The 23,277-nt window shown below is 69.1% G+C and carries 24 protein-coding genes, 2 tRNA genes and 1 rRNA gene; 17 read left to right on the forward strand and 10 right to left on the reverse strand.

The features are described from left to right. Window positions 1-153: 153 nt before the first annotated feature. From ACIBEJ_RS32580 to ACIBEJ_RS32595, 4 genes are all read left to right on the forward strand, one after another. Window positions 154-1,038, forward strand: coding sequence for an acyl-CoA thioesterase (locus ACIBEJ_RS32580; RefSeq protein WP_397186699.1), 885 nt, complete (start codon window positions 154-156; stop codon window positions 1,036-1,038). A gap of 98 nt (window positions 1,039-1,136) precedes the next feature. Next, window positions 1,137-1,436 carry a hypothetical protein gene (locus ACIBEJ_RS32585; RefSeq protein WP_397186700.1) on the forward strand — a complete coding sequence of 100 codons (300 nt, stop codon included), beginning with the start codon at window positions 1,137-1,139 and terminating at the stop codon, window positions 1,434-1,436. A gap of 134 nt (window positions 1,437-1,570) precedes the next feature. Then, a complete protein-coding gene (locus ACIBEJ_RS32590; RefSeq protein WP_397186701.1) occupies window positions 1,571-1,840 on the forward strand; it encodes a WhiB family transcriptional regulator in 270 nt (89 codons plus the stop codon). A gap of 72 nt (window positions 1,841-1,912) precedes the next feature. Continuing rightward, entirely contained in the window at window positions 1,913-2,077 is a 165-nt protein-coding gene (locus tag ACIBEJ_RS32595) for a hypothetical protein (RefSeq protein ID WP_397186702.1), read from the forward strand. A gap of 604 nt (window positions 2,078-2,681) precedes the next feature. On the opposite strand, the gene ACIBEJ_RS32600 is transcribed toward ACIBEJ_RS32595, so the two are convergent. Both ACIBEJ_RS32600 and ACIBEJ_RS32605 read right to left on the reverse strand, forming a co-directional pair. Then, window positions 2,682-4,022, reverse strand: coding sequence for an ABC1 kinase family protein (locus ACIBEJ_RS32600; protein WP_397186703.1), 1,341 nt, complete (start codon window positions 4,020-4,022; stop codon window positions 2,682-2,684). A gap of 499 nt (window positions 4,023-4,521) precedes the next feature. Beyond that, window positions 4,522-5,982 carry a thiamine biosynthesis protein ThiF gene (locus ACIBEJ_RS32605; protein ID WP_397186704.1) on the reverse strand — a complete coding sequence of 487 codons (1,461 nt, stop codon included), beginning with the start codon at window positions 5,980-5,982 and terminating at the stop codon, window positions 4,522-4,524. Window positions 5,983-6,347: 365 nt separating this feature from the next. Between ACIBEJ_RS32605 and ACIBEJ_RS32610 the strand changes: the two genes are divergently transcribed. From ACIBEJ_RS32610 to ACIBEJ_RS32620, 3 genes are all read left to right on the forward strand, one after another. Then, the gene (locus ACIBEJ_RS32610; RefSeq protein ID WP_397186705.1) at window positions 6,348-7,130 is read left to right on the forward strand and encodes an enoyl-CoA hydratase/isomerase family protein; all 783 of its coding nucleotides are present in this window, start codon (window positions 6,348-6,350) and stop codon (window positions 7,128-7,130) included. Window positions 7,131-7,335: 205 nt separating this feature from the next. Next, the gene (locus ACIBEJ_RS32615; protein WP_397186706.1) at window positions 7,336-7,713 is read left to right on the forward strand and encodes a M48 family metallopeptidase; all 378 of its coding nucleotides are present in this window, start codon (window positions 7,336-7,338) and stop codon (window positions 7,711-7,713) included. Then, window positions 7,707-8,294 (forward strand): hypothetical protein, encoded by a 588-nt coding sequence (locus tag ACIBEJ_RS32620; protein WP_397186707.1) that lies wholly within the window; start codon window positions 7,707-7,709, stop codon window positions 8,292-8,294. Before ACIBEJ_RS32615 ends, ACIBEJ_RS32620 begins: the two co-directional genes overlap by 7 nt. On the opposite strand, the gene ACIBEJ_RS32625 is transcribed toward ACIBEJ_RS32620, so the two are convergent. From ACIBEJ_RS32625 to ACIBEJ_RS32635, 3 genes are read right to left on the reverse strand one after another with little or no spacing between them, the layout of a single operon-like run. Next, window positions 8,193-9,164: an endonuclease/exonuclease/phosphatase family protein gene (locus ACIBEJ_RS32625; RefSeq protein ID WP_397186708.1), complete on the reverse strand. Its 972-nt coding sequence runs from the start codon at window positions 9,162-9,164 to the stop codon at window positions 8,193-8,195. The genes ACIBEJ_RS32620 and ACIBEJ_RS32625 overlap by 102 nt on opposite strands. Window positions 9,165-9,176: 12 nt before the next feature. Next, complete coding sequence (locus ACIBEJ_RS32630) at window positions 9,177-9,719, reverse strand: NUDIX hydrolase (protein ID WP_397186709.1); 543 nt, start codon at window positions 9,717-9,719, stop codon at window positions 9,177-9,179. Continuing rightward, on the reverse strand, window positions 9,716-10,909 hold the full coding sequence (locus tag ACIBEJ_RS32635) for a zinc-dependent metalloprotease (RefSeq protein WP_397186740.1): 1,194 nt from the start codon (window positions 10,907-10,909) through the stop codon (window positions 9,716-9,718). The genes ACIBEJ_RS32630 and ACIBEJ_RS32635 overlap by 4 nt, the downstream gene beginning before the upstream one ends. Before the next feature lie 133 nt (window positions 10,910-11,042). Here ACIBEJ_RS32635 and ACIBEJ_RS32640 point away from each other — a divergent pair, with 133 nt between their 5' ends. The 6 genes from ACIBEJ_RS32640 (at window position 11,043) to ACIBEJ_RS32665 (ending at window position 17,039) form a co-directional block, all read left to right on the forward strand. Further along, window positions 11,043-12,113, forward strand: a complete 1,071-nt coding sequence (locus ACIBEJ_RS32640) for an NAD-dependent epimerase/dehydratase family protein (RefSeq protein WP_397186710.1) — start codon at window positions 11,043-11,045, stop codon at window positions 12,111-12,113. A gap of 10 nt (window positions 12,114-12,123) precedes the next feature. Then, window positions 12,124-12,549, forward strand: a complete 426-nt coding sequence (locus ACIBEJ_RS32645; protein WP_397186711.1) for a molybdenum cofactor biosynthesis protein MoaE — start codon at window positions 12,124-12,126, stop codon at window positions 12,547-12,549. A 9-nt stretch (window positions 12,550-12,558) separates the two neighbouring features. After that, window positions 12,559-13,605, forward strand: coding sequence for a PDZ domain-containing protein (locus tag ACIBEJ_RS32650; RefSeq protein ID WP_397186712.1), 1,047 nt, complete (start codon window positions 12,559-12,561; stop codon window positions 13,603-13,605). 128 nt (window positions 13,606-13,733) lie between these two features. After that, on the forward strand, window positions 13,734-16,688 hold the full coding sequence (locus ACIBEJ_RS32655; RefSeq protein WP_397186713.1) for a UPF0182 family protein: 2,955 nt from the start codon (window positions 13,734-13,736) through the stop codon (window positions 16,686-16,688). Window positions 16,689-16,787: 99 nt separating this feature from the next. Beyond that, window positions 16,788-16,864 (forward strand) — tRNA-Met (locus ACIBEJ_RS32660). 98 nt (window positions 16,865-16,962) lie between these two features. Continuing rightward, window positions 16,963-17,039 (forward strand) — tRNA-Met (locus tag ACIBEJ_RS32665). A gap of 39 nt (window positions 17,040-17,078) precedes the next feature. On the opposite strand, the gene ACIBEJ_RS32670 is transcribed toward ACIBEJ_RS32665, so the two are convergent. Together ACIBEJ_RS32670 and ACIBEJ_RS32675 are read right to left on the reverse strand one after the other, a co-directional pair. Then, entirely contained in the window at window positions 17,079-17,537 is a 459-nt protein-coding gene (locus ACIBEJ_RS32670; RefSeq protein WP_397186714.1) for a hypothetical protein, read from the reverse strand. Window positions 17,538-17,611: 74 nt separating this feature from the next. After that, window positions 17,612-18,256: a phosphotransferase gene (locus tag ACIBEJ_RS32675; RefSeq protein ID WP_397186715.1), complete on the reverse strand. Its 645-nt coding sequence runs from the start codon at window positions 18,254-18,256 to the stop codon at window positions 17,612-17,614. Window positions 18,257-18,275: 19 nt separating this feature from the next. Here ACIBEJ_RS32675 and ACIBEJ_RS32680 point away from each other — a divergent pair, with 19 nt between their 5' ends. The 3 genes from ACIBEJ_RS32680 to ACIBEJ_RS32690 are packed head-to-tail and all read left to right on the forward strand — an operon-like array spanning window position 18,276 to window position 21,880. Further along, window positions 18,276-18,746, forward strand: coding sequence for a group II truncated hemoglobin (locus tag ACIBEJ_RS32680; protein ID WP_397186716.1), 471 nt, complete (start codon window positions 18,276-18,278; stop codon window positions 18,744-18,746). A 9-nt stretch (window positions 18,747-18,755) separates the two neighbouring features. Further along, a complete protein-coding gene (locus ACIBEJ_RS32685) occupies window positions 18,756-21,215 on the forward strand; it encodes a DUF4118 domain-containing protein (protein WP_397186717.1) in 2,460 nt (819 codons plus the stop codon). After that, window positions 21,212-21,880 (forward strand): response regulator, encoded by a 669-nt coding sequence (locus tag ACIBEJ_RS32690; protein ID WP_397186718.1) that lies wholly within the window; start codon window positions 21,212-21,214, stop codon window positions 21,878-21,880. The genes ACIBEJ_RS32685 and ACIBEJ_RS32690 overlap by 4 nt, the downstream gene beginning before the upstream one ends. On the opposite strand, the gene ACIBEJ_RS32695 is transcribed toward ACIBEJ_RS32690, so the two are convergent. Genes ACIBEJ_RS32695 through ACIBEJ_RS32705 form a run of 3 tightly spaced genes read right to left on the reverse strand, consistent with a single transcriptional unit; the run spans window position 21,871 to window position 22,756 of the window. After that, complete coding sequence (locus ACIBEJ_RS32695; RefSeq protein ID WP_397186719.1) at window positions 21,871-22,110, reverse strand: hypothetical protein; 240 nt, start codon at window positions 22,108-22,110, stop codon at window positions 21,871-21,873. The genes ACIBEJ_RS32690 and ACIBEJ_RS32695 overlap by 10 nt on opposite strands. 1 nt (window position 22,111) lies before the next feature. Then, window positions 22,112-22,297 (reverse strand): hypothetical protein, encoded by a 186-nt coding sequence (locus ACIBEJ_RS32700; RefSeq protein ID WP_397186720.1) that lies wholly within the window; start codon window positions 22,295-22,297, stop codon window positions 22,112-22,114. 57 nt (window positions 22,298-22,354) lie between these two features. After that, entirely contained in the window at window positions 22,355-22,756 is a 402-nt protein-coding gene (locus ACIBEJ_RS32705; protein ID WP_397186721.1) for a hypothetical protein, read from the reverse strand. Between the two features lie 455 nt (window positions 22,757-23,211). On the opposite strand from ACIBEJ_RS32705, the gene ACIBEJ_RS32710 reads away from it, so the two are divergent. After that, window positions 23,212-23,277: ribosomal RNA gene (locus ACIBEJ_RS32710) — 16S ribosomal RNA — on the forward strand; the annotation flags it as partial.

Genomic DNA, 23,277 nt, shown 5'->3' on the forward strand with positions numbered 1-23,277 from the left:
CTCGTCCTGTCAGGGCCGGCGGCAGGCGTACCAGAAGGGAGAAAGCGCACCAGGTCGCGGAGGTGATTTTCCCGATACGGCGGGTGGGTTCCTGACGCGGTGGGTGGCACGTCAGACTTATGGTGATACGGCCAGCCGCTAGGGGAGAGACACGTGAACGAGGCGCTGAAGGAGCTGCTCGACCTGCTCGACCTCGAGCAGATCGAGCTGGACATCTTCCGCGGCCGCAGCCCGGAGGAGCGCATCCAGCGCGTCTTCGGCGGCCAGGTGGCGGCGCAGGCGCTGGTCGCGGCGGGGCGTACCGTCCCCGACGACCGCCATGTGCACTCGCTGCACGCCTACTTCATCCGGCCGGGCGACCCCGCGATCCCGATCGTGTACAACGTCGAGCGGGTCCGCGACGGCCGCTCCTTCACCACGCGCCGGGTGGTCGCCATCCAGCACGGCAAGGCGATCTTCACGATGTCCGCGTCGTTCCACGTGCCCGAGGAGGGCTGGGCGCACCAGGCGGCCGCGATGCCGAGGGTGCCCGACCCGGAGACGCTGCCGACATTCCAGGACAAGCTCTACGACCTCGTCGGCGACGAGCCCGGCTGGAAGGACTGGCTGTCCAAGCCCCGCCCCGTGGACGCCCGCTACGCCTCGCCGCTGACCTTCGAGGCGTCCAGGAACCCGGAGCTGATCAGCGCCGAGACCAACGTGTGGTTCCGCTACGACGCCGAACTGCCCGACGACCCGCTGCTGCACGTGGTGCTCGCCGCGTACGCCTCGGACTTCACGCTCGTCGACACGATACTGCTGGCGCACGGCCTGTCCTGGGGCACCTCGAACGTCATGGGCGCCTCGCTGGACCACGCCATGTGGTTCCACCGCCCGTTCAGGTCCGACGACTGGTTGCTCTATGCTCAGGAGTCCCCCTGGTCGGGGGGCGCCCGTGGCCTTGCCCGCGGACAGATGTTCACCTCATCAGGAGACCTCGTCGTCTCGGTGGTGCAGGAGGCCATGATCCGCGAGATAAAGTCACAAAATCCCAGGTAGAAAATATGTTGCCCCTCCCCGGCTTCCCGGTTTAGGGTCATGGTCAAGCGAGTCGGACACTCCTGTCCGACGATCCCAAGAAACGGAGGTGAGTCCCGGTGATCAGCATGAAGATGACGGCCACGCAGTGGCTCACTTCCGCACGCCGTGACTCGGTCAAGCTCGCTGATGGGCCGGCCAAGTTCCGGCAGGAGCAGTCTGTCTTCGGCCAGGAGTCCGCCTTCCACGCCCGCGCCCGTCACGGCGCCGGCTTCGAGGCCGTCCTGGTTTACGGAGCAGGAGTGGCTCCGTCCGCGCCTGCCATCGCAGGTGCCCCGAGCATCGTGCCGAACCCGCAGAACACCAAGGGTGGACTGTGCGGTCCGCAACCCTGGAGGGATGCGCCGGTCATAACCTGACCGGCACACAAGCAGCCCCCAGGCCGCGGATCCGCACATCGGATCCGCGGCCTCTTTGTTTGTCCGTGATCCCCCGACCACCTACGAGGTGCCCGAACAAGATCACCAAGATCGAAAAGAAGAAGGAGACGCAGATGGGGGCGAAGACGATCATGGACCTGATCGACGAAGCCAAGATCCCCTGCCGTGCCAACCCCGACCTGTGGTTCGCCGAGTCGCCGGAGGACGTCGAGTTCGCCAAAGCGCTCTGCGGTGGCTGCCCGATCCAGAAGTCCTGCCTCGACCGCGCGCTCGAGCGCGAGGAGCCGTGGGGCGTCTGGGGCGGCGAGCTCATCCTCCGCGGGACCGTCGTTCCCCGCAAGCGGCCTCGCGGGCGTCCCCGCAAGCACCCGGTCGCTGCCTGATCCACCCACCTCGTACCGACTCAAGAAAGGCGTCTCGCAGAGATGAACATCCTTCCCACCAGGAGCTTTGAAATGCCGTATCTGTTCCAGAACATGGTCAACGACCGAATACAAACCCTCCACCGAGAGGCGGAGGAGCAACGCCTGATCAACCGGATCCGCCGAGTAGAGCGCGCCCGGAAGAACGTGCAGCGAGCCAATGACCGGCTGCGCGTGGCGTTGACCCGAGGAGTCTGAACCGGGAGGTCCTGCCGCCGGCGCAGGACCTCCACCGAGGTCTCCTTCTGACGAAGGGCCCGGGTGCCAGTAAGGCACCCGGGCCCTTCGCTAACTCAACCCTTCCACCACCCCAACCCCCAACCCGCCTCCACCCTTCCCAACCCCCAACCCACCCCACCCCCTACACCGACCCTCCCCGGCCCCTCCCTCTTCGGCCCGACCCCCTCGGGTCCGCCCCTCTTGGGCCGCCCCCTTCTGGGCCCAGCCTCTCCGGCCTGCCTGCCCCCTTTGGCCCGACCCCTCGGGTCCGTTCCTCTTCGGTCTGCCCTTCTCGGCCCGGCTTCTTCGGCCCGCCCCCCTCCGGTCCGGCCTCTCCGTCCGCTCCCTTGTCCCGGCGACAGGGCAACAAGGGGCGACGGAGCCACGGCCCCTCGGGTGCGTGAAGTCCGGACGGCGAGAGCCTCTGGCGCGCGGAGGCTGGGCGGCCGCACGCTTCTGAGCTGCGCCGTGCTCTGGGCTGCGCGGGGACGTCTGTTGGCCACGCCTAGGGCGCCGACGGGCGATCGAGTTGTCGCGTGCCTGCCGGATCGCGCCGGGCTCTGGGCTAACTGGTCTTTTGGGGTTAGGAGACGGGGACGGAGTCGGTGGCTGCGTCTGGGTCGTCGGCGAAGCCTGGGACCCAGCGGATGACCTCGTCGCGGAACCTGGCGGTGGTTCCCAACTGGCACAGGACGCCTATGCCTGCCGCGTGTACCCGGTGGATGAGGACGTACGAGACGGGGAGGTTGAGCTGGCGTACCACGTTGGTGGGTCGGAGGTCGGTCACGCTGGCGGCCTGGGCCTGGAGCCACTCGCGGCTGAACGTGAACTCCTCCACCGCCGTCGGCTCGACGTATGGGGCGAGGAAGGCGCGCAGGGCGTCGGGGTCGATCTCGATGTGGGGACGGATGAAGCCCTCGGCGCGCAGGCCGTTCATGACCGTTTCCATGTCGCCGTGGTTGAAGATGCGGGTGAGCTGCCCGAATGCCTTGGGGTAGCCCTCCGGGAGGCGGTTCACGGCGCCGAAGTCGAGGATTCCGAGTCGTCCGTCCTCAAGCATGCGGAAGTTGCCTGGATGGGGGTCCGCGTGGAGCATGCCCACCCTTGCTGGGGAGCAGAAGAGGAAGCGGACGAGTAGCAGGCCGGCTCTGTCGCGTTGCTCCTTGGTGCCGTCGGTGATGATGCGGGACAGGGGCGTCCCGTCCATCCACTCCGTCACGAGGACCATCTCGTTGGCGGCGATCACGTCGGGCACCTGGAAGTCCGGGTCGCCGAGGAACTCCTGTGCGAAGGCGTGCTGGGCTTCCGCCTCGCGGAAGTAGTCGAGCTCTTCGGCGATGCGTTCGCGCAGTTCGGTGAGGACCGCCTTGATGTCGAGACCGGGCAGCATGACCCCGAACAGCTTGCCCAGCCGCGCCAACTGGGTGAAGTCGCCGAGCAGCGCCTTGCCCGCGCCGGGGTACTGGACCTTGACCGCTACGTCCCGGCCGTCGTGCCAGACCGCACGGTGGACCTGCCCGATCGAGGCGGCGGCGGTGGGCTGGTCCTCAAAGGAGATGAAGTTCTCCCGCCAGTCGTCGCCCAGTTGTTCGGCCAGCACCTTGTGCACCGTGGCCACCGGGAGCGGCGGCGCGGCGTCCTGGAGCTTGGTCAGCGTAGCTCGATAGGGGCCGGCGATCTCCGGCGGCAGAGCGGCTTCGAAGATGGACAACGCTTGGCCCAGCTTCATCGCACCGCCCTTGAGCTCGCCGAGGACCTTGAAGATCTGCTCGGCGGTACGCTGCTGGATCTCCTGTGCGACGATCTCGGCGGATTTGCCGCCGATGCGCTTCCCGATGCCCAGGGCCGTGCGGCCCGCGAAACTGATCGGAAGCGTGGCCAGCTTGGCGGAGCGCGTGACAGCGCGGCGCGGAAGATCGCTCACCGTAGTACGCGGCGTCCCGTTGAGGCGCCACTTCCCCCTTCCGTGGTCGACCCGTGTGCGCGTGGTCGCGGACCCGGCCCGGTGGCTTCCGAGCCTGTTGGTCTCCCCTGATGCCCGTCGGACACGGGCGTTGTGCTGGTTGTACGTGTACCCACCGGCCGCGGGCCTGCGACCCGCCGACAGAGGGCTGTTGGCACTCCGGATCCCGCTGGCTGAGAGGGTTCGCGGCGCTGCCTGTTCGGTGCGGAGACGATGGGGTGCCCTGCTGGATGCAAGGTCGAGGAGAGTGCCTCGCTGGGTGCGGGGCAAGGACGACGGCGCCTCGCTGGGTGCGGGGCAAGAGCGATGGCGCCTCGCTGGGTGCGAGGGGTGGTGCGTGGGGCCCTGCTGGATGCGGGGGGCTTGCTTGTGACTGTATGGCGCGTGCTCAGAGGTCTGGTCGGGGACCCCCGGGGTGGCCGTTGGTGTGGGGTGGGTGGCTGGTGGGATTTGGCTGGGTTTAGTGGCGGGTGGCCGCTCTGACCATTCTTAGCGAATCTGGATTGTTGCGTATACACCTACATTGCGGGTGGATCGCCCAGGTCCGACGCTTCCTCTGCCAATCAGGCAATATGTCGATTGTGCCGTTGGTCACAATCGACGGGTGGCCGTCCAGGTAGGCGAGGGCGTGCCGGGCGGCTTCCGCTGCTACCAAGGCCGCCAGGGTGGTGTCGCAGGCGATCTCGCCCACCGGATATCCGCCCAGGTGAGCGGTGACCATGGGCCAGCCCGGATCGCGGTCGCGGCGGGTGAGGTCCAGGCAGTGCAGGCAGGCGCTCTGGCTCGGGTGTACGAGCGGTCCCACCGTTCCGTAGCCCTCGAAGGCGGAGACCAGCATGTGCGGGATGTTCAGGGCGGTCAGCTCGGTCACCAGGATGCCGTCCAGCGGGCCCACTGGAGCGAGGACGACCAGGTGCGGCAGGTCCGAGCGGTCGTTGAGGTACGGCCCGCCCGCGACGAACCGGGCATAGGGAGTGGGTGTGGCTGGCTGCCGTTTCGTGCTGCTTTGGCCGGTGTCCTGGATGGTCTGGCTGACCACGTCGGTTCGCTTGCGGGCGGCTTGGGTGGGGCGCCGTGGGGCTTGCGTCGGCTTTCGAGGAGCGGGCGCGGGGCCTGGAGGAGCGGGTGCGGGGTCCGGGGCGGTGGCCCGCTGGTCTCGTCTGTCGTGAGCTGTGCCTTGGGCGGGGACGCGTGCCGCGGGCGCTTGGCTCTGGGCGGCGCGGGTGGGTGCGGGGTCCTTGTCGGATTGGCGGGGGTTCTCGGGGTTGGGTTGGCGAGGTTGCTTTGCGAGCGGTTGCGGGGTGGAAGAGGGCTGGTGGGTGGAGGTCGGGGGACAGGTGATCTGGCGGGTGGCGGCGGCCACGGAGGCTTCTTCTCGGGGGAGGCCGAGTTCGGACCAGGCGAGGCCGCCGGGGACCAGGTCTTCCGGGCGGGTGGGGGCGGGGTCGATCACGCGGATGGACCCCACTCCGGCGGCTGCCAGGAGGTTCACGATCGAGGCGCCTACCCGGCCTGCGCCGTAGACCCTGACCCGGGCGTGGCGGCGGCGGCCCAGGGTGGGGAGGCCGCCTGCCGGGTTGTCTCTGGCCAGGTCGAGGGCGTCCAGTTCGGGGCGGAGGCGGTCTCGTTCCGGTAGGGGGATGTCGTGCAGGATCGTCTCGGGGATTGAGGCGTCGTCCAGGACGCCTTGGGCGGTCAGCTCCGCCAGGAGGGTTCTGGCCGCCTGTTCTTCCATGCCTGCTTTCACCGCGTGCTTCAGGGCCTGGGTCATGTCCTGGGTGCCGTCCAGGGACTCGATCCAGGCTCGGAGTGGCGGGGTGAGGTCGGTGAGTACGACGGCCTGCAACGGGTGTACGCCGAACTGGAGGGTGCGCTCGTCTCTGAGGATGCGGCGCAGGGAGGGTTTCACGCGGGGCCTCATGACGGTCAGGGTCGCATCATCGGGGGCGGTTGTGGGGCGGGTTGTGCCGGGCTGTGGATAACTTCTTTCGCTGGTCAGAGGGCTGTGGATGAAGGTCCGGCCATAGCTGGGCAAACCGGCGGCCCGCGAGTGGGCGGGGGCCTCGGGCGGACCCGAGAGGAGCGCGTCTCCGGGTTAGACGAAGGGCAGAGGAGGGCGTGGGGAAAGACAACCAGGGCCGCGTGGAAAGAGGGGGAGTGCGTAGCGGGGCGCCAGGCAGGGAGCGGGGAGCCGGGGAACAGGGAGCGGGGAGATGGGGAGCGGGGAGATGGGGAGCGGGGAGATGGGGAAGGGTGTGATGCAGGGGTGGGGTTACGATCTTGGGCATGAGTGAGCTCTTGGTCGACCGTTCGGACGACGGCGTCGTCTGGGTGACCCTCAACCTCCCCGACCGCCGCAACGCCATGACCGAGCCCATGACCCAACGCTGGTCCCAGGAAATGGCAGCCCTGGCCACCGACAGATCAGCCCGCTGCGTGGTGATCACCGGCGCCGGCAGCGCCTTCTCCGCCGGCGGCGACCTGTCCTGGCTGTCGGAGCGAGCCACCGAATCGGTCCCTGACCTGCGAGACCGCATGCTCGCCTTCTACCGCACCTGGCTGGCGGTAGCGGCCCTGGAAGTCCCGACGATAGCCGCAGTGAACGGCGCCGCGGTGGGCGCGGGCCTGTGCCTGGCCCTGGCCTGCGACCTCGTCTACGCCGCCGAGGACGCCAAGCTGCTGGCCCCCTTCACCTCCCTGGGCCTGCACCCGGGCATGGCCGCCACCTACCTGCTGCCGAGAACGGGCGGCCTGAGGCTCGCCAGCGAGATGCTCCTAACCGGACGTGTCCTGACAGGCACCGAAGCAGCATCAGAAGGTCTGATAAATCGGGCATTCGCGGGAAATGACCTTAGGCGCGAAGTGCAAGAGATCGCCCTCAAGGTCGCCTCAACCGCCCCCATCGCCGCGAAACTCACCAAATCCGCGCTAAATGGGGATCACCAGGATCTAGAAGCCGCCCTCCGCTGGGAGGCCCTCGCCCAGCCCGTGACCATGGCTTCCGCCGACATGCTGGAGGGACTGCGCGCCCATCGGGAAAGGCGCGTGCCCAAATTCACCGGCTCTTAATCATCTGACCAGCTAAAACAGGGCTCACCCCCTGTGGAATTCGGCCGGTGTCGGCTAACGTGCATATGTGCCCCCCGAGACAGTCGAGGTCCGTCGAAGTTCTCGTCGCCGGCGTACGGTCTCCGCATACCGAGACGGCGACAAGACGATCGTGCTCTTGCCCGCATGGCTGAGTGGCGAAGACGCTGATGAATGGGTGAGCCGGATGCTCGATCGGCTGGCGGCCAAGGAGCGGCGGCGCAGACCCACCGACGAAGGGCTCCAGGCCAGGGCCAACGAGCTGTCGGCGAAGTACCTCGACGGCAAGGCACGGCCCGCCAGCGTCCGCTGGGTGGACAACCAGCAGCACCGATGGGGCTCGTGCACCCCGGACAACGCCACGATCAGGATCTCGACCCGCCTCAAGGGCCTGCCGGAATGGGTCATCGACTACGTCATCATCCACGAACTCGTGCACCTGCTGGTGCCGAGCCACGGCCCCCAATTCTGGGCGCTGGTCGAACAGTATCCCAAGGCAGAGCGGGCGCGCGGCTTCCTCGAAGGATTCTCCGCCGCGGCGCACAACGCGCCGGAGGAATGTTGATCCGCACCGTCGCGGTTCTCGCCCGCCGGAGCATGGGGAGGGCGGCCCCGGAAGGGGTGGATCAGGAGGAGTTCCTGAGTGCCGTGGCCGAGGACACCTACGAGATGGTGGCCGGCCTCGACCTGGTCACCCCGGTGCTGGTGACGAGCGTGCCCGGCCTGGAGGAGATCGTCTGGCCCGGCACCGAAGTAATCACGATAAAAGACGACGAACCCCTGAAAAGCGTCATAAATCGCCTCCCAGGCGACCAAGCAGCCGTGATCAACGCCGACGCCCCCGACCTCCCCCCACTCCTCATCGGCAAGCTCTTCCGCGAACTCGGCCGCGCCCAGCTCACCCTGTGCCCCTCCGAGTACGGCGGCGCCGTGGCCCTGGCCTGCCACCTCCCCCTCCCGGACTGGGCCAACCCCGACCTGGACGCCCAGGACCCGGTGGCCGACCTGCGCGCCCAGGCCCCCGGCCGCCGCATGGTCGCCGCCTCACCCGGCTGGCACCGCCTGCGTACCCCCGAGGACGTCCTGCGCCTGGACCCCGGCCTGGAAGGCTGGGACAACACCCGCGCTCTCCTGGGGAAGCACTAGCCGCGCGACGACGGCCCGATGATCGGTCCCCGGCACCGAGTGCACCGTGACCTCCCGGACCCCCACCCGCGTGTCGACCAGCACGTGGTCGATCGTGATCATCGGCGGCAGCCGCGTGTTCTCCGGCCACGTGGGCACCAGCCCCGCGCCGGCCCGGTCGGCGGCGTCGGTGTAGCCGCGGGCCAGCACCTCGCGCAGCGCCGCGTGGTCGAGTGTGGCGTTGAAGTCGCCTGCCAGGATCCGCGGCGTACCGGAACCGGCCCCAGGCAGCGAGCCGAGCACCGCCCGCCACGTCGCCAGGTTCTCCGAGGAAGGACGCGGCGCATGCACGGGCACGACCTCGACCGGCCCGCCGGGCGGTGACACCACGAAACCGTTGAGCGGATGCCGCGAGTAAAGGCCGACGTCACCCTGGAGCACCCGGTACGGCATGACACCCTCCAGCCGCTCCACGGCAGCGGGCGTCAATTCCTGGACACTCAGGACATCCGGCCGCACCCGCCGTACCAGATCCATGACGTCAGCCCGTCCGACCAGCAGGTTGACCGTCAGCACGGTGAACGGCCGCCCGCCCGCGACGCCCCCGTCACCGAACGCCCGGGGCAGCACGCAGAACGCCAGCGCGACCGAGGTGAGCGCGGCCACGCAGGCCGCGAGCGGCCGCCGCCCGAACGCGGCGACGAGAAGGGGCAGCAAGGACCCGAGGGCGACGTACGGCGTGGCCGACATGACCTGCGTCAACGGCCCGCCACGCTCAAGCCCGGCGACCCGCGCCAGAGCCCACGCGGCGAAGGGAACGACCAGGATCCACACGAGGCCGGCGCGCACCGGCGCGCGGCGGGCAGGGGTGACGATCGTCCCACCGACCACCGCGTGACCCCCTCAGGTCAGAAGTAGCGCCCTGCCGCGCCTGGCCAGTCGCCTGGTGGCCTCGTCGGACAGCTCGGGGATCTCCTCCACGGGGAACCAGCGCAGGTCCAGCGACTCCTCGCTGATCACCGCCTCCGCGCCCTCCGGCGCCACGGCGGCGTACTCCACGTCCAGATGCCACGACCGCGGCGGATGGCACCAGACCTCGTGCCGATCCAGCGCCAGCGGCCCGGCCAGCAGGCGCAGGCCGGGAATGCCGGACTCCTCCCCGGCCTCGCGCAGCGCCACCTCCGCCAGCGTGCGGTCGGCGGGCTCGCAGTGACCGCCCATCGGCAGCCACATCCCCGCCTTGGGGTGCAGCGTCAGCAGCACGCGCGCCCCGTCGTGGGACAGCACCGCGGTGGTCGCGGTCAGGTGGCCGGGCACGCACTCCCGGTACATGGCGTCGGTGTGCGCCGCCAGGTGCTCCAGGAACTCCTTGCGCAGCACCTCCTCCTCGGGCGTCGGCGCCGTCCAGCCGGTCAGCACCTCGACCGCGTCGGAGCGCAGCGTCACTCCGACTCTCCGGGCTCGTCCAGCTTGGAGATGTCCCAGGCGGAATCGCCCTTGACGAACGCGTCCGGGTGGTCGAGGTCCTCGGCCGTCGGCATCAGGTCGGGGTGGCCCCAGACCGAGTCGCGGCCGTCGAGCCCGCGGTCGGCCTCCAGCGCCTGCCAGAGCGCCGCCGCCTCCCGCAGCCTGCGCGGACGCAGTTCCAGGCCCACCAGCGTGCCGAACGTCAGCTCGGCGGGTCCGCCGGTCGCGCGGCGCCTGCGCACCGTCTCGGCGAGGGCGCCCGCGGAGGGCAGCTTGCCCTCGGCCGCGGAGTTCACCACGGTCGCCACCCAGCCCTCGACCAGCGCCAGCATCGTCTCCAGACGGGCCAGCGCGGCCTTCTGCCGCTCGGTCTCCTCGGGCTTGAGCAGCGCGCCGCCGCTCAACGCCTCCTGGAGCGCCTCGGGGTTGCTGATGTCGAGGCCGCGGATCTGCTCCTCGAGCGCCGAGGTGTCGACCGTGATCCCCTTGGCGTACTCCTCGACGGCGCCGAGCAGGTGCGAACGCAGCCACGGCACGTGCTGGAACAGCCGGTGATGGGCCGCCTCGCGCAACGCCAGGTACAGCCGGATCTCGTCGGCGGGCAGTTCCAGGCCGTCGCTGAAGGAGGCGATGCCGCCGGGCAGCAGCGCGGCCGTGTCCGACAGCGGCAGGCCGATGTCGGTCGTGCCGATCACCTCGCGCGCCAGCGAACCGAGCGCCTGCCCGATCTGCTGGCCGACCATCATGCCGCCCATCTGCTTGAGCATGCCCATCAGCGGCCCGGCCATCTGCTGGGCCTCGGCGGGCAGGCCCGCGCCGCCGAGCGCGCCGCCCATGGTCTCGACCATGCGTTCGGCGATCGGCTCGCACAGCTTGCGCCACACCGGGACGGTGTTCTCGATCCACTCGGACCGGCTCCACGCCTGCGGGTTCGACACCCCGCTCGGCAGCGCCGTGGCCTCGTTGAGCCACAGGTCGGCGAGGCTGAGCGCGTCGACGATCTGGCGGCGTTCGCCGTCCATGACGGATGGATCGCCCTCGGCGACCACCGCGTGCCGGGCGATGTTCTTGGCCATGTCCCAGTTGACAGGGCCGGAGCCCTGGGGCGCCGACAGCATGTCGGCGAACTGGCGCATCGCCTGAGCCATCTGCTCAGGGTTGCCGAACATGGCGAACGGGTTTTCGTTGGGGTCGTTTTCACGACCTGGCAGGTCAGTCACCGCTCTACCTCGTGCAGGATGGAGGAGTCCACATCCGCCACGTTAGTCGTCCTACGGCGGATCAGTGCAAAGTGAGGACCGTGTGCCTACCTCGAAACGCCCGCGCCAACCGGTCGTCGCCATCACCGGCGCGGCCTCCGGCCTCGGTCGCGAGCTGCTCGCGAGGCTCGCGAGCGCAGCGGATTTCCGCAGGGTGGTGGCCATCGACGAGCAGCGCGGCGACGTCCAGGACGTCACCTGGCGAGTGATCGACGTCCGGGATCCGCTCTTGGCGAACCGGATCTCCGACATCGACGTGCTGGTCCACCTGGCCGGTGACTACGCCGTCGACTCCGACCCCGGTGAACGCCGCGCGTACAACCTGCGGGCCGCCCAGACCGTGCTCACCGCCAGCGCGGCCGCGCGCGTGCGCCGTGTGGTGCTCGTCACAAGCGCCATGGTGTACGGCGCCGCCCCCGACAACGAGGTCCCGCTGCCGGAGGACTCCGCGGTCGCGGCCGAGCCGGACACTGGAGTCGTCGGCGACTACCTGGAGATCGAGGCCCTGGTCCGCCGCGCCATCAGGAGCAACACCGGCCTGGACGTGACGGTCGTGCGCCCCGCGGCCGTCGTCGGCCCCGGCGTCGACACCGTCATCACCCGCCACTTCGAGTCGCCCAGGCTGCTGGCGGTGAAGGGCTGCAACCCGCGCTGGCAGTTCTGTCACATCGAGGACCTGGTCTCGGCGCTCGAGCTGGCCGCGCGCGGCGTGGTCACCGGCGTCGTGGCCGTGGGCTCCGACGGCTGGCTGGAGCAGGAGCAGGTGGAGGAGCTGTCCGGCATCCGGCGCTTCGAGCTGCCCGCGGGCCTGACCTTCGGCACCGCCCAGCGCCTGCACCGGCTCGGCATCACCCCGGCGCCCGCCACGGACCTGCACTACGTCGTCTACCCGTGGGTGGTCGACTGCGCCCAGTTGCGCGAGGCCGGGTGGAAGCCCGCCTGGACCAACGAGGCCGCCCTGGAGCAGCTCCTCGAACTACGCGAGAACCGCACCACCGTCGCCGGACGCCGCCTGCCCGTCAAGGAGGCGACGCTCACCGCGGCCGGCGCCACCGTGGCCGTGATCGGCACCGCCGCCATTGTGCGGCAGGTCCGCAAGAGGCGCCGCCTGTAGGCTTGTTTGCGTGGACGTCATCCGGTTGCTAGACATTCGCGACACCCCGTTGTCCGTCGACGAGGTGTACGCCGCCGTGGGCGACCACGCGGCGGGCGGGACGACCCTGTTCGTCGGCACCGTGCGCGAGCAGGACCAGGGCAAGCCGGTGACCCGGCTGTCGTACTCGGCGCACCCGTCCGCGCAGGCGGAGCTGCGCCGCGTGGCCGAGAAGGTGGCGGCCGACTTCCCGGTGACCGCGCTGGCCGCCGTCCACCGCGTCGGCGACCTGGAGCTGGGCGACATCGCGGTCATCGTCGCGGCCGCCTGCCCGCACCGCGGCGAGGCGTTCGCCGCCTCCCGGCGTCTGATCGACGACCTCAAGGCAGAGGTTCCCATCTGGAAACATCAGCTCTTCGGCGACGGGTCGGCCGAGTGGGTCGGCGCCTGCGAATAAGCTCAGTCCATGTCACGACGTGCCCTGACCCTGCTCGTGGCGGGCTTTATGGTGCTCGCCCTCGGTGTCGTCGGCGCCCTCATGAAGGTGCCCTACGTCGTGCTGAGCCCCGGCCCGACCGAGAACACCATCGGTGAGGTCGACAAGAAGCCGGTCATCGCGATCTCCGGCCGCCAGGTCTTCCCGACCGACGGCGCGCTCAGCCTGGTCACCGTGGCCTACCAGGGCGGCCCCAGCAGCCGCATCGACCTCATGACCGCGCTGCGCGGCTGGCTCGACCCGAACGTGGCCGTGGTGCCGGAAGAGACGATCTTCCCCAAGAGCCGCACCGCCAAGCAGGTCGAGGAGGAGAACACCGTCGAGATGGTCAACTCCCAGGACAACGCGACGGCCGCCGCCCTCACCGAGCTCAAGATCCCCTACAGCACCGTCGTCACGGTCCTGTCCACGGAGAAGGGCAAGCCCGCCGACGGCAAGGTGCAGAAGGGCGACGAGATCAACTCGATCGACGGCAAGAAGGTCACCGACGTCGACATGGTCCGCGACACGGTACGCGCGCTCAAGCCGGGCGCCGACGTCGTCTTCAACGTCACCAGGGGCGAGAAGAAGCTCGACGTCACGGTCAAGACCACCTCGGGCGAGCAGGGCGCGACCATGGTCGGGATGACCATGCAGGCCAAGTACAAGTTCCCGTTCAAGGTCAGCATCAGCGTGGGCGACGTCGGCGGGCCCAGCGCCGGCCTGATGTTCTCCCTCGGCATCGTCGACAAGCTCACCCCCGGCTCGCTGACCGGCGGAAAGTCGATCGCCGGCACCGGCACCATCACCCCCGAGGGCGAGGTCGGGGCCATCGGCGGCATCGCGCAGAAGATGGTCGGCGCCAAGAAGGCGGGCGCGACGGTCTTCCTCACCCCGGCCGACAACTGCGCGGAGGCGCTGAAGGCGGCGCCCGACGGGTTGCGGCTGGTGAAGGCGGAGACCCTGCACGACACGGTCACGACACTCGACGCGCTGCGCCAGGGAAGGACAGATCTACCCGCATGTACGGCAAGCTGAAACTTCTCACGCTCGCCGTGCGTTAGCCGTACGGCTGGCACACCGGTGTAGGTTGCCAGAGCGAGACGATTGTTCACCACGACGAGGGGTTGGCCTTGAGCTTCCGGACCCCAGGAGCCGGCAGGGCGATGCGGTTGCCCCGCCGCCCGCGACTGCTGCTTCCTGTCGCGATCGCCCTCGTGGCGATCGTGGCGTTCTTCTTCCTGTTCGCCGGCATTTACACCGACTATCTCTGGTTCGACTCTGTCAAGTACACCTCGGTCTTCTCCGGCGTGATGCTGACGCAGATCGTGTTGTTCCTGGTCGGCGCGTTGTTGTTGGTCGGCATAGCCGGCGGCAACATGCTGCTGGCGTTCAGGATGCGGCCGATGTTCGGCCCCGCCATGTTCGGCGGCGGCAGTGGCGCCGACCGCTACCGGATGGCGCTCGACCCCCACCGCAAGCTGATCTTCATCGTGGGCATGGCCGTGCTCGCGCTGTTCGCGGGGTCGTCGGTGGCGGGCCAGTGGAAGACCTGGCTCCAGTTCTCCAACGGCGTGAAGGCCGGCAAGACGGACCCGATGTTCGGGCTGGACGTGTCGTTCTTCATGTTCGACTACCCGTTCATCCGGATGACGCTGAACTTCCTGTTCACCGCGGTCATCATCTCGATCGTGCTCGCCGCGATCACGCACTACCTGTACGGCGGCTTCCGCCTGCAGTCGCCCGGCGTCCATGCCTCGCGCGCGGCCCGCGTCCACCTGTCGGTGCTGCTGGGCGTGTTCGTGCTGCTGAAGGCGGTGGCGTACTGGGTCGACCGCTACGGTCTGGTCTTCTCCGACCGAGGCAAGGTCTTCGGCGCCAGCTACACCGACCTCAACGCGGTGCTCCCGGCCAAGACCATCCTCGCGATCATCGCACTGATCTGCGCCGCGATGCTGTTCGCGGGCGTGTTCCGCCCCGGCGGCATGCTGCCCGGCGTCTCCTTCGGCCTCCTCGTGCTGTCGGCCGTGCTGATCGGCAGCGTCTACCCGGCGCTGGTCGAGCAGTTCCAGGTCAAGCCGAACCAGCAGGCCAAGGAGAAGGAGTCGATCTCCAGGAACATCCAGGCCACGCGGGACGCGTTCAAGGTCGACGACAAGAGCATCTCGATCAAGCAGTACGGCGCGACCACCAGCGCTAACGAGGAAGTCCTCCAGCAGGAGGCCAGCGCCATTCCGGGCCTGCGCCTGCTCGACCCGACGATCCTGTCGCCGACGTTCCAGCAGCTGCAGCAGATCAAGGGCTACTACAAGTTCCCCGACCAGCTCGACATCGACCGCTACAAGGCGCCGGACGGCAAGGTCCGCGACACCGTGGTGTCGGTCCGCGACATCGGCCTGCCGCCCGAGAACGAGCGCAACTGGATCAACAGCCGCCTCGTCTACACCCACGGCTTCGGCTTCGTCGCCGCGCCCGGCAACCAGGTGGGCTCCGGCGGCCTGCCGGTCTTCAACGCCAAGGACATCCCGCCGATCGGCGACCTGATCGGCCCCAAGTTCGAGCCCCGGGTCTACTTCGGCGAGAACTCTCCCGACTACTCCATCGTCGGCGGTCCCAACCCGGGCCCCGGCCAGGGCGTCGAGCTCGACTACCCCGCCGACCAGCAGGGCGGCAGCGGGCAGAAGAACAACACCTACGCCGGCAACGGCGGCGTGCCCATCGGCAACTTCTTCACGAAGCTGCTCTACGCCGCCAAGTACGGCGAGACCAACCTGCTGCTCTCCTCCGACGTGAACGAGTTCTCGCGCATCCTGTACGAGCGCAAGCCGCTGGAGCGCGTGGGCAAGGTGGCGCCGTTCCTGACGCTGGACAAGGACCCGTACCCGGCGATCGTGAACAACCGGATCGTCTGGATCGTCGACGGCTACACGACCTCGGACTCCTACCCGTACTCCGAGCGCAAGAGCCTGGGCGATCTCACCACCGACGTGCAGACCAGCAGGCTCGTGGCCGGGCAGCCGCAGGCCGCGCCGACCGACGTCATCAACTACATGCGCAACTCGGTCAAGGCCACCGTGGACGCCTACGACGGCTCCGTGACCCTGTACGCGTGGGACGACGCCGACCCGGTGCTGAAGACCTGGCAGAACACGTTCGGCACGATCATCAAGCCGAAGGCCGAGATCCCGGCCGAGCTGCGCGACCACCTGCGCTACCCGGCCGACATGTTCAAGGCGCAGCGGGAGATCCTGACGCAGTACCACGTCACCGACCCCGGCGCGTTCTTCGGCGGCCAGGACTTCTGGAAGGTCCCCGAGGACCCGGCCACGAAGAAGAGCAAGCAGCCGCCGTACTACGTGACGATGAAGATGCCGGAGGGGCAGGAGCGGTTCTCGCTGACCACGACCTTCGTCCCGAACGGCCGGCAGAACATGGCCGCCTTCATGGCCGTGGACGCCACCGCCGACCCGTCGCAGGCGAAGCTGGAGATCCTCCAGCTACCCAGCAACACGGCGGTCCAGGGTCCGCCACAGGCGCAGAACACGTTCCTGTCGAACCCGACGGTCTCCGAGCGGCTGAACCTGCTGCGCGGCACCGGCGGCGCCACCGAGGTCATCTACGGCAACCTGCTGACGCTTCCGTTCGGCGGCGGCCTGCTCTACGTGGAGCCGGTCTACGTGCAGCCGAAGGACGAGAGCGCGGGCCGCTTCCCGAGCCTGCGCAAGGTGCTGGTGCTGTTCGGCGACAAGGTGGGCTTCGGCGACACGCTGGACGCCGCGCTGAAGGAGGTCTTCGGCGTCGCGCCGCCGACGCAGACGGGTGAGAAGCCCACGGAGTCCAAGCCGTCCGAGAACACCAGCGCGCTGGCCAAGGCGATCACCGCGGTCGAGACGGCGTACCAGGAGGGTCAGGCGGCCCTGAAGTCCTCGCCGCCCGACTGGGTGAAGTACGGCGAGGCGCAGAAGAAGCTGGAGACGGCGCTGAAGGAGCTGCAGGCGCTGGGGGCGACCCAGACCCAGGTGACGGCCACGGCCGCACCGACGCCTTCCGCGTCCGCGCCGCCGTCCGCCCCGCCGTCGACACCACCGCCGTCACCGACGGCGACGGCCACGGCCGGTTGACGAACGAGGACCCCGCCCTTCCGGCGGGGTCCTCGCCGCTTTCCCGCGTATCGGTTTGCGTACGCGGCCGGTCATGGATAGTCTCGTGAAGCACGACGACGCGGGGTGGAGCAGTTCGGTAGCTCGCTGGGCTCATAACCCAGAGGTCGCAGGTTCAAATCCTGTCCCCGCTACCAGAGAAGGCCCTGATCACTGCGATCAGGGCCTTTCGTGTTTTAGCGATCTTCGTTTTGCGTCCGCGATGAATCGCCGGTATGGTTGAGACACACACCGACGCGGGGTGGAGCAGTTCGGTAGCTCGCTGGGCTCATAACCCAGAGGTCGCAGGTTCAAATCCTGTCCCCGCTACCAATGAAGGCCCTGATCATGACGATCAGGGCCTTCGTGTTTTCATCGACACCGCACGTCCAGTCCGGCATCGTGCATTTCCAGAAACTCCACGATCACCGGCCGCGGTCCCTTTCCTCCGGCGAAGTACACCTCGCCGTGTAATGTCCCGCCCTGAACGCCGCGGATCGTCGTGCTCTCGTAGTACTTCACGATCGCCGGCTCAGGCAGCGTCGTGACCAACGACAACCGCACGAGGTAGTCGCAGTGGTTGCTGTCGCCGATCTGCAGCCCGACCTTGCCCTGTGCGGCCACGTTGGGCTGGGTGCCCGGCGGCAGCGGGTAGGCGCGTACCCGCTCGACCAGCCCTGCCAGCCTCATGTCGTTGATCCACATGGGGGTCTGTACCAGCAGGACCGCCGCTATGAGCGACCCCGCCACCCACCACCAGCGCCGGTTGCGGCGCCCGGATGGTCCGGCCGGTCGGGCGAGCACCGGTGTATCCGTGAGCGTGCTGTCCACCTCACTCGTCCCTTCTGTAGCACGCTAAGCATCTTGGGGCGCTTCGTGATCGTGAACAAGGCCCTAATCTCGGCTCACAGCATCCGGCGCAGCCGTACCTGCTCGGTTGGGGTGGTGTGGGGGTCGCGCAGGCGTGCGGCGGCCGCGTCGGCCAGGCGCGGGGACGGGTCGGTGACGCTGCCGCGCAGGAAGGCGCGGGCGAGCGGGCGGCGGATCAGCTTGATCATGGTGATCGGGATCTCGCTCGTGCGCAGCGTCAGGTAGGTGGTGGCCAGCTCGAACGCGGGCTCGCCGGCCGCGGCGTTGCACCAGTCGATGACCGACGGCCCGTCGGGCGTCATGATCACGTTGTTGGGGTGCAGGTCTAGGTGGAGCACGCGGTCGCCGGGGGAGGGGCCGAGCCAGTCCGGGGCCTCGATCGCGTGCAGCCGGTCGTGCAGGCGGCCCAGCAATCTGCCGTGCGAGGTGACCAGCCACGGCTTCCTGACCAGGATCTCGAACATCGTGGGCCCGTGCAGTCTGGCCATCACCAGGTCGGTCTCGGTCGCGTCGAACACCTCGGGCACCGGGTAACCCTGGGACCGTACGTGGTGCATCACGCGAGCCTCGTCGAGGGCGGTGTCCCCGTCCCGGTAGCGGCGGAGCACTTTGCTGGGAGATAGTGCGAAAACGTCGGCAGTGCGCCCTTTGCCGATGAGCTCCATGACACGTCCCGCCATTTCATGATTACATGATTACGTGGCTGACAATGAGCAAGTACCGACACTGTACGACTGGGCCGGCGGCAGCGAGGCGTTCGAACGGCTCACCGCGACCTTCTACGCGAAGGTGAAGAAGGACGACGTGGTCGGGCCGCTCTTCGCGCACATGGATCCCGGCCATCCCCGATACGTGGCCATGTGGCTCAGCGAGGTGTTCGGCGGGCCCGCCCGCTACACCGAGGAGCGCGGCGGATACCCGCACATGCTCTCCCAGCACCTCGGCAAGGCGATCACCGAGCCGCAGCGCCGCCGGTGGGTCAACCTGCTCATGGACGCGGCCGACGAGGTCGGGCTGCCTGACGACCCCGAGTTCAGGGCGGCCTTCGCCGGATACATCGAGTGGGGGACGCGGCTCGCGCTGCACAACTCCCAGCCCGGCGCCACGCCGCCCGCCCACGCGCCGACCCCGCGGTGGGGCTGGGGGGTGGCGCCGCCGTACCAGCCGTAACCTGGGTTCATGAGGGGCACGCTGCGGATCTACCTGGGCGCGGCCCCCGGCGTGGGCAAGACCTACGCCATGCTCGGCGAGGGGCGCCGCGCGCTCGCGCGCGGCAGAGACGTGGTCGTGGGGCTCGTCGAGACCCACGACCGGCCCCGCACCGCCGAGCTCCTCGACGGCATGGAGATCATGCCGAGGAAGATTGTCCACTACCGCGGAACGGACTTCGCGGAACTGGACACCGACGCCGTCATCGCCCGCGCGCCCGCCATCGCCCTCGTGGACGAGCTCGCCCACACCAACGCCCCCGGCTCCCGCAACCACAAGCGCTGGCAGGACATCGACGAGATCCTCGCGGCCGGGATCGACGTGGTCTCCACGGTCAACGTCCAGCACCTGGAGTCGCTCGGCGACGTCGTCGAGCAGATCACCGGCGTCCCCCAGCGCGAGCGCGTACCCGACGAATGGGTCAGACGCGCCGACCAGGTCCAGCTCGTCGACATGGCCCCCGAGGCGCTGCGCCGCCGCATGGCCCACGGCAACGTCTACGGCCCCGCCATGGTCGACGCCGCCCTGTCCAACTACTTCCGCGTCGGCAACCTCACCGCGCTGCGCGAGCTGGCCCTGCTCTGGGTGGCGGGCAAGGTGGACGAGCAGCTCGACCGCTACCGCGCCGACCACGGCATCTCCGCCACGTGGGAGGCGCGCGAGCGCGTCGTGGTCGCCCTCAGCGGCGGCCCGGAAGGCGACACTCTGGTACGGCGGGCCGCCCGCATAGCCGACCGCTCCAAGGGCGCCGACCTCCTGGCCGTCCACGTGACCAGCGCCGACGGCCTCACCTCAGGCGCCGACCCGGCCAACGCCGCCCGCCAGCGCACCCTCGTCGAGAGCCTCGGCGGGACCTACCACCAGGTGCTCGGCGACGACGTCCCCCGCGCCCTGCTGGAGTTCGCCCGCGGCGTCAACGCCACCCAGCTCGTCCTCGGCGCCTCCCGCCGCGGCCGCTTCGCGCAGATCCTCGCGCCGGGCGTCGGCGTGGAGACCACCGCGCGTTCCGGCTCCATCGACGTCCACATGGTCACCCACGAGGGCGTGCGGTACGGCCGCAGGCACGGGGACCGCACCGCCCTCACGCTCAGGCGGAGGATCGCCGGCTGGACGCTGGCCCTGGCCGGTATGCCCCTGCTCACGGCCGGGCTGCTGCCGTTCCGTCCGAATCTGGCGCTGCCCAGCGAGATCCTGATCTTCCTCCTGCTCGTCGTCGGGGTGGCGCTCGCGGGCGGCATGTGGCCCGCGCTCACCGCGGCCGTCCTCGGGTTCGGGCTGCTCAACTGGTTCTTCACGCCGCCGTTCCAGACGCTGAACGTCGCCGACCCGGAGAACCTGCTGGCCCTCGCCATCTTCACGCTGGTCGCGGCCATGGTCAGCGCGGTCGTCGGCCAGGCCGCCCGGCGCAGCGTGGAGGCCTCGCGGGCCAGGGCCGACGCCGAGGTGCTGTCCACGCTGGCCGGGCACGTGCTGCGCGGGGACGCGGCGCTGCCGTCGTTGCTGGCCAGACTGCTGGAGGTCTACTCGCTGACCTCGGCGACCATGCTGGAGAAGGACGGCGACGAGTGGCGGATCGTGGCCACGGCCGGTGGGCCGCCGTCGGCCGTTCCCGAGGTGGTGGTGGACGGGGACCTGGGGCTGGCCGTACAGGGGAGGACCCTGGACGCGGCCGACCGGCGGGTCCTTGAGGCGTTCGCGGCCGAGGCGGCGGTGGCGCTGCGTCAGCAGCGGCTGCGTGAGGAGGCGTCGTCCTCTGCGGCGCTCGCGGAGACGGACAAGATGCGCACCGCGCTGCTCGCGGCCGTCAGCCACGACCTGCGCACCCCGCTGGCCTCGGCGAGCGCCGCCGTCGACTCGCTGCGCGGCACCGAGATCGACTGGTCGCCCGAGGACCGCGCGGAACTGCTCGACACCGCCCACGAGTCGCTGAACAAGCTCGACCGCCTGGTCACCAACCTCCTCGACATGAGCCGCCTGCAGGCCGGCGTCCTCGGCGTGGCGCCCGAACCGGTGTCCGCGGCGGAGATCGTCCATCGTGCCCTCGCCGACCTGGGCGTCTCCAAGCTCGTGGCCGTGGAGATCCCGCCCGGCCTGCCGCCCCTCACCGCCGACCCGGTGCTGCTGGAGCGCGTGCTGGTCAACCTGGTCGGGAACGCCGTGCGCTACGGGGACGTTGTCGTCTCGGCGAGCCGGCACGGCGACCGCGTGGAGATCAGGGTCGTCGACCACGGCCCCGGCATCCCGGCCGAGGCGCACGAGCGGGTGTTCCAGCCGTTCCAGCGGCTCGGCGACCGTTCCGCCCACAAGGGCGTGGGCCTCGGCCTGGCGCTCTCCCGCGGGCTCACCGAAGCCATGGGCGGCACGCTCACGCCGGAGGAGACACCAGGAGGAGGGCTCACCATGACCGTCTCGCTGGGGACAGCCGGATGACGCGCGTGCTCGTGGTCGACGACGAGCCCCAGATCCTGCGCGCCATGCGGATCAACCTCGTCGCCCGCCACTACGAGGTGGCCGTCGCCCCCGACGGCGCCACCGCCCTGCGCCAGGCCGCCGACTGGCACCCCGACCTGGTCATCCTCGACCTCGGCCTGCCCGACATCGACGGCGTCGACGTCATCCACGGGCTGCGCGGCTGGACCCAGGTCCCGATCATCGTGCTCAGCGGCCGCAGCGACGGCCACGACAAGGTCGACGCGCTCGACGCCGGGGCCGACGACTACGTCACCAAGCCCTTCGGCATCGACGAACTGCTCGCGCGCGTCCGCGCCGTCACGCGCCGCGCCGCCGTCCCCGCCGCGGAGTCCGCCGAGGCGCGCGTGGGCGATCACGTGATCGACCTCGTCAACAAGACCATCTCCGGCGGGGTACGGCTGACGCCCACGGAATGGCACTTCCTCCAACTGCTGCTCAGGAACCCGGGCAAGCTGGTCAGCCAGCGCCAACTGCTGACGGAGGTGTGGGGCGCCTCGTACCAGAAGGAGACGCACTACCTGCGGCAGTACATGGCGCAGCTCCGCCGGAAACTGGAACGCGACCCCGCCCATCCCGTCCATCTGCTGACCGAGCCGGGCATGGGCTACCGCTTTCAGCCCTGATCGTCGTCCTCGTCCTGGAAGTACGTCCGCGGCTCCTGCAGCAGGTCGACATGGGCGTCGGTCTGCCGGGTGTCCTCTTCGCGCATCCACGTGACGATGCTGCGATCGGCCTCGTCGTCGATCTCGTCGATCCGGTGCCGCTCGGGAAGCTTGTCGTTGTACATGGCGATGACCGACTCCTGCGGGTCGTCGCCCATGTCCTGGCTGATCTCGTATGGCTGGTCAGTCATGTCATGCTCGGATCATCACGGTGGCCTTCTGTACCGCCCATCCGGCCAGCAGGAGACCGAACGCCGCCTGTGCGCCTCGGATCCATGGCGTCGAGGCGTCGGCCGCGTACAGCACGACGCCCAGCCACATGAGGCCGAAACCGCCCACAAGGACGATTGCCGCCCAGTTCAACCCCCGCTGCCACATACGCGCAGTCTTACAGCCGTTCATCCAAGACTGGGTATGGGCCTGGTCTGGTCTTCCTCAGTGGGCGAGCCTGCGGCCGGTTCCGACGCAGCGGCGCAGGCGCAGGCCGCGCGGGCGTACCGGGGGAGGGTTCTCCTCCAGGCAGGCCAGCAGGGCCGCGGCCGTGCGCGCGTCGGAAAGGATGCGCTGCACCGCCTCGCCGTCCGTCGGCAACTGGCCGCGCTCGGCCAGCTCGTGCCTGACGAACGCCAGCGGGTCGGGCGCCCCCACCGCGTCGGACGCCACCGACGCGCGGGCCGCCGTCATGAGCCGCAGGTAATAGGAGCGCAGTACGGCTTCGCGCATCCTGGCGTGTTCCAGGTCGTCGACCAGGGTGCGCGCGATCTTGCGAAGGTCGCCGGCAGGTGTCTGCTCGTCGGCCAGGAAGGCACGGATGTCGTCGAACTCCGAGCGGGTCATTGCCAACACCTCCGGGGTGCAGTCTGCTCGTGTGTACTTCGTACCGGGGAGCGATTGCGGATGACTTGCCGTCCACTTGCCGAGGTCGCGGGCCGGATCCGGGCTCGAAGGTTTGGGCAGGCGTGGGGAGGGAAGGACAAGGGGATTACCTGAATGGGCGTGAGCGGGTCCCGGGGGCTGCTAGAGTTGCTCCCGCAGGGCAGCCGATCACACGATCCGCCCGGCACACCCCACAGAAACCTTTCCGGTTCATCCTGTTCGGATGGTCTGGTAAGTTTGCGGGGGTTCCAGGAAATGTCAAGTCACTGAATTTGACAGAGAATGGAACGGCTGAAAGAATTAAGGCACAACGAAACACCGTTTCTTGAGAACTCAACAGTGTGTTAAAAGCCAGTGCATGAAGTTTCATGCAACACCTCGTCTTTATATTGATGAGATTTGCTTGGTTCAAACATCTTATGGAGAGTTTGATCCTGGCTCAGGACGAACGCTGGCGGCGTGCTTAACACATGCAAGTCGAG

This window comes from Nonomuraea sp. NPDC050790, assembly GCF_044456745.1.
Lineage (GTDB): Bacteria > Actinomycetota > Actinomycetes > Streptosporangiales > Streptosporangiaceae > Nonomuraea.

Bases quoted from the DNA above. Each gene is read 5' to 3' on its own strand.
- ACIBEJ_RS32590 (WP_397186701.1), top strand. From the start codon at position 1,571: ATGGGGGCGAAGACGATCATGGACCTGATCGACGAAGCCAAGATCCCC.
- ACIBEJ_RS32595 (WP_397186702.1), top strand. From the start codon at position 1,913: ATGCCGTATCTGTTCCAGAACATGGTCAACGACCGAATACAAACCCTC.
- ACIBEJ_RS32605 (WP_397186704.1), bottom strand. From the start codon at position 5,982: ATGAGGCCCCGCGTGAAACCCTCCCTGCGCCGCATCCTCAGAGACGAG.
- ACIBEJ_RS32610 (WP_397186705.1), top strand. From the start codon at position 6,348: ATGAGTGAGCTCTTGGTCGACCGTTCGGACGACGGCGTCGTCTGGGTG.
- ACIBEJ_RS32615 (WP_397186706.1), top strand. From the start codon at position 7,336: ATGCTCGATCGGCTGGCGGCCAAGGAGCGGCGGCGCAGACCCACCGAC.
- ACIBEJ_RS32620 (WP_397186707.1), top strand. From the start codon at position 7,707: ATGTTGATCCGCACCGTCGCGGTTCTCGCCCGCCGGAGCATGGGGAGG.
- ACIBEJ_RS32635 (WP_397186740.1), bottom strand. From the start codon at position 10,909: ATGTTCGGCAACCCTGAGCAGATGGCTCAGGCGATGCGCCAGTTCGCC.
- ACIBEJ_RS32650 (WP_397186712.1), top strand. From the start codon at position 12,559: ATGTCACGACGTGCCCTGACCCTGCTCGTGGCGGGCTTTATGGTGCTC.
- ACIBEJ_RS32655 (WP_397186713.1), top strand. From the start codon at position 13,734: ATGCGGTTGCCCCGCCGCCCGCGACTGCTGCTTCCTGTCGCGATCGCC.
- ACIBEJ_RS32675 (WP_397186715.1), bottom strand. From the start codon at position 18,256: ATGGCGGGACGTGTCATGGAGCTCATCGGCAAAGGGCGCACTGCCGAC.
- ACIBEJ_RS32685 (WP_397186717.1), top strand. From the start codon at position 18,756: ATGAGGGGCACGCTGCGGATCTACCTGGGCGCGGCCCCCGGCGTGGGC.
- ACIBEJ_RS32690 (WP_397186718.1), top strand. From the start codon at position 21,212: ATGACGCGCGTGCTCGTGGTCGACGACGAGCCCCAGATCCTGCGCGCC.
- ACIBEJ_RS32695 (WP_397186719.1), bottom strand. From the start codon at position 22,110: ATGACTGACCAGCCATACGAGATCAGCCAGGACATGGGCGACGACCCG.
- ACIBEJ_RS32700 (WP_397186720.1), bottom strand. From the start codon at position 22,297: ATGTGGCAGCGGGGGTTGAACTGGGCGGCAATCGTCCTTGTGGGCGGT.
- ACIBEJ_RS32705 (WP_397186721.1), bottom strand. From the start codon at position 22,756: ATGACCCGCTCGGAGTTCGACGACATCCGTGCCTTCCTGGCCGACGAG.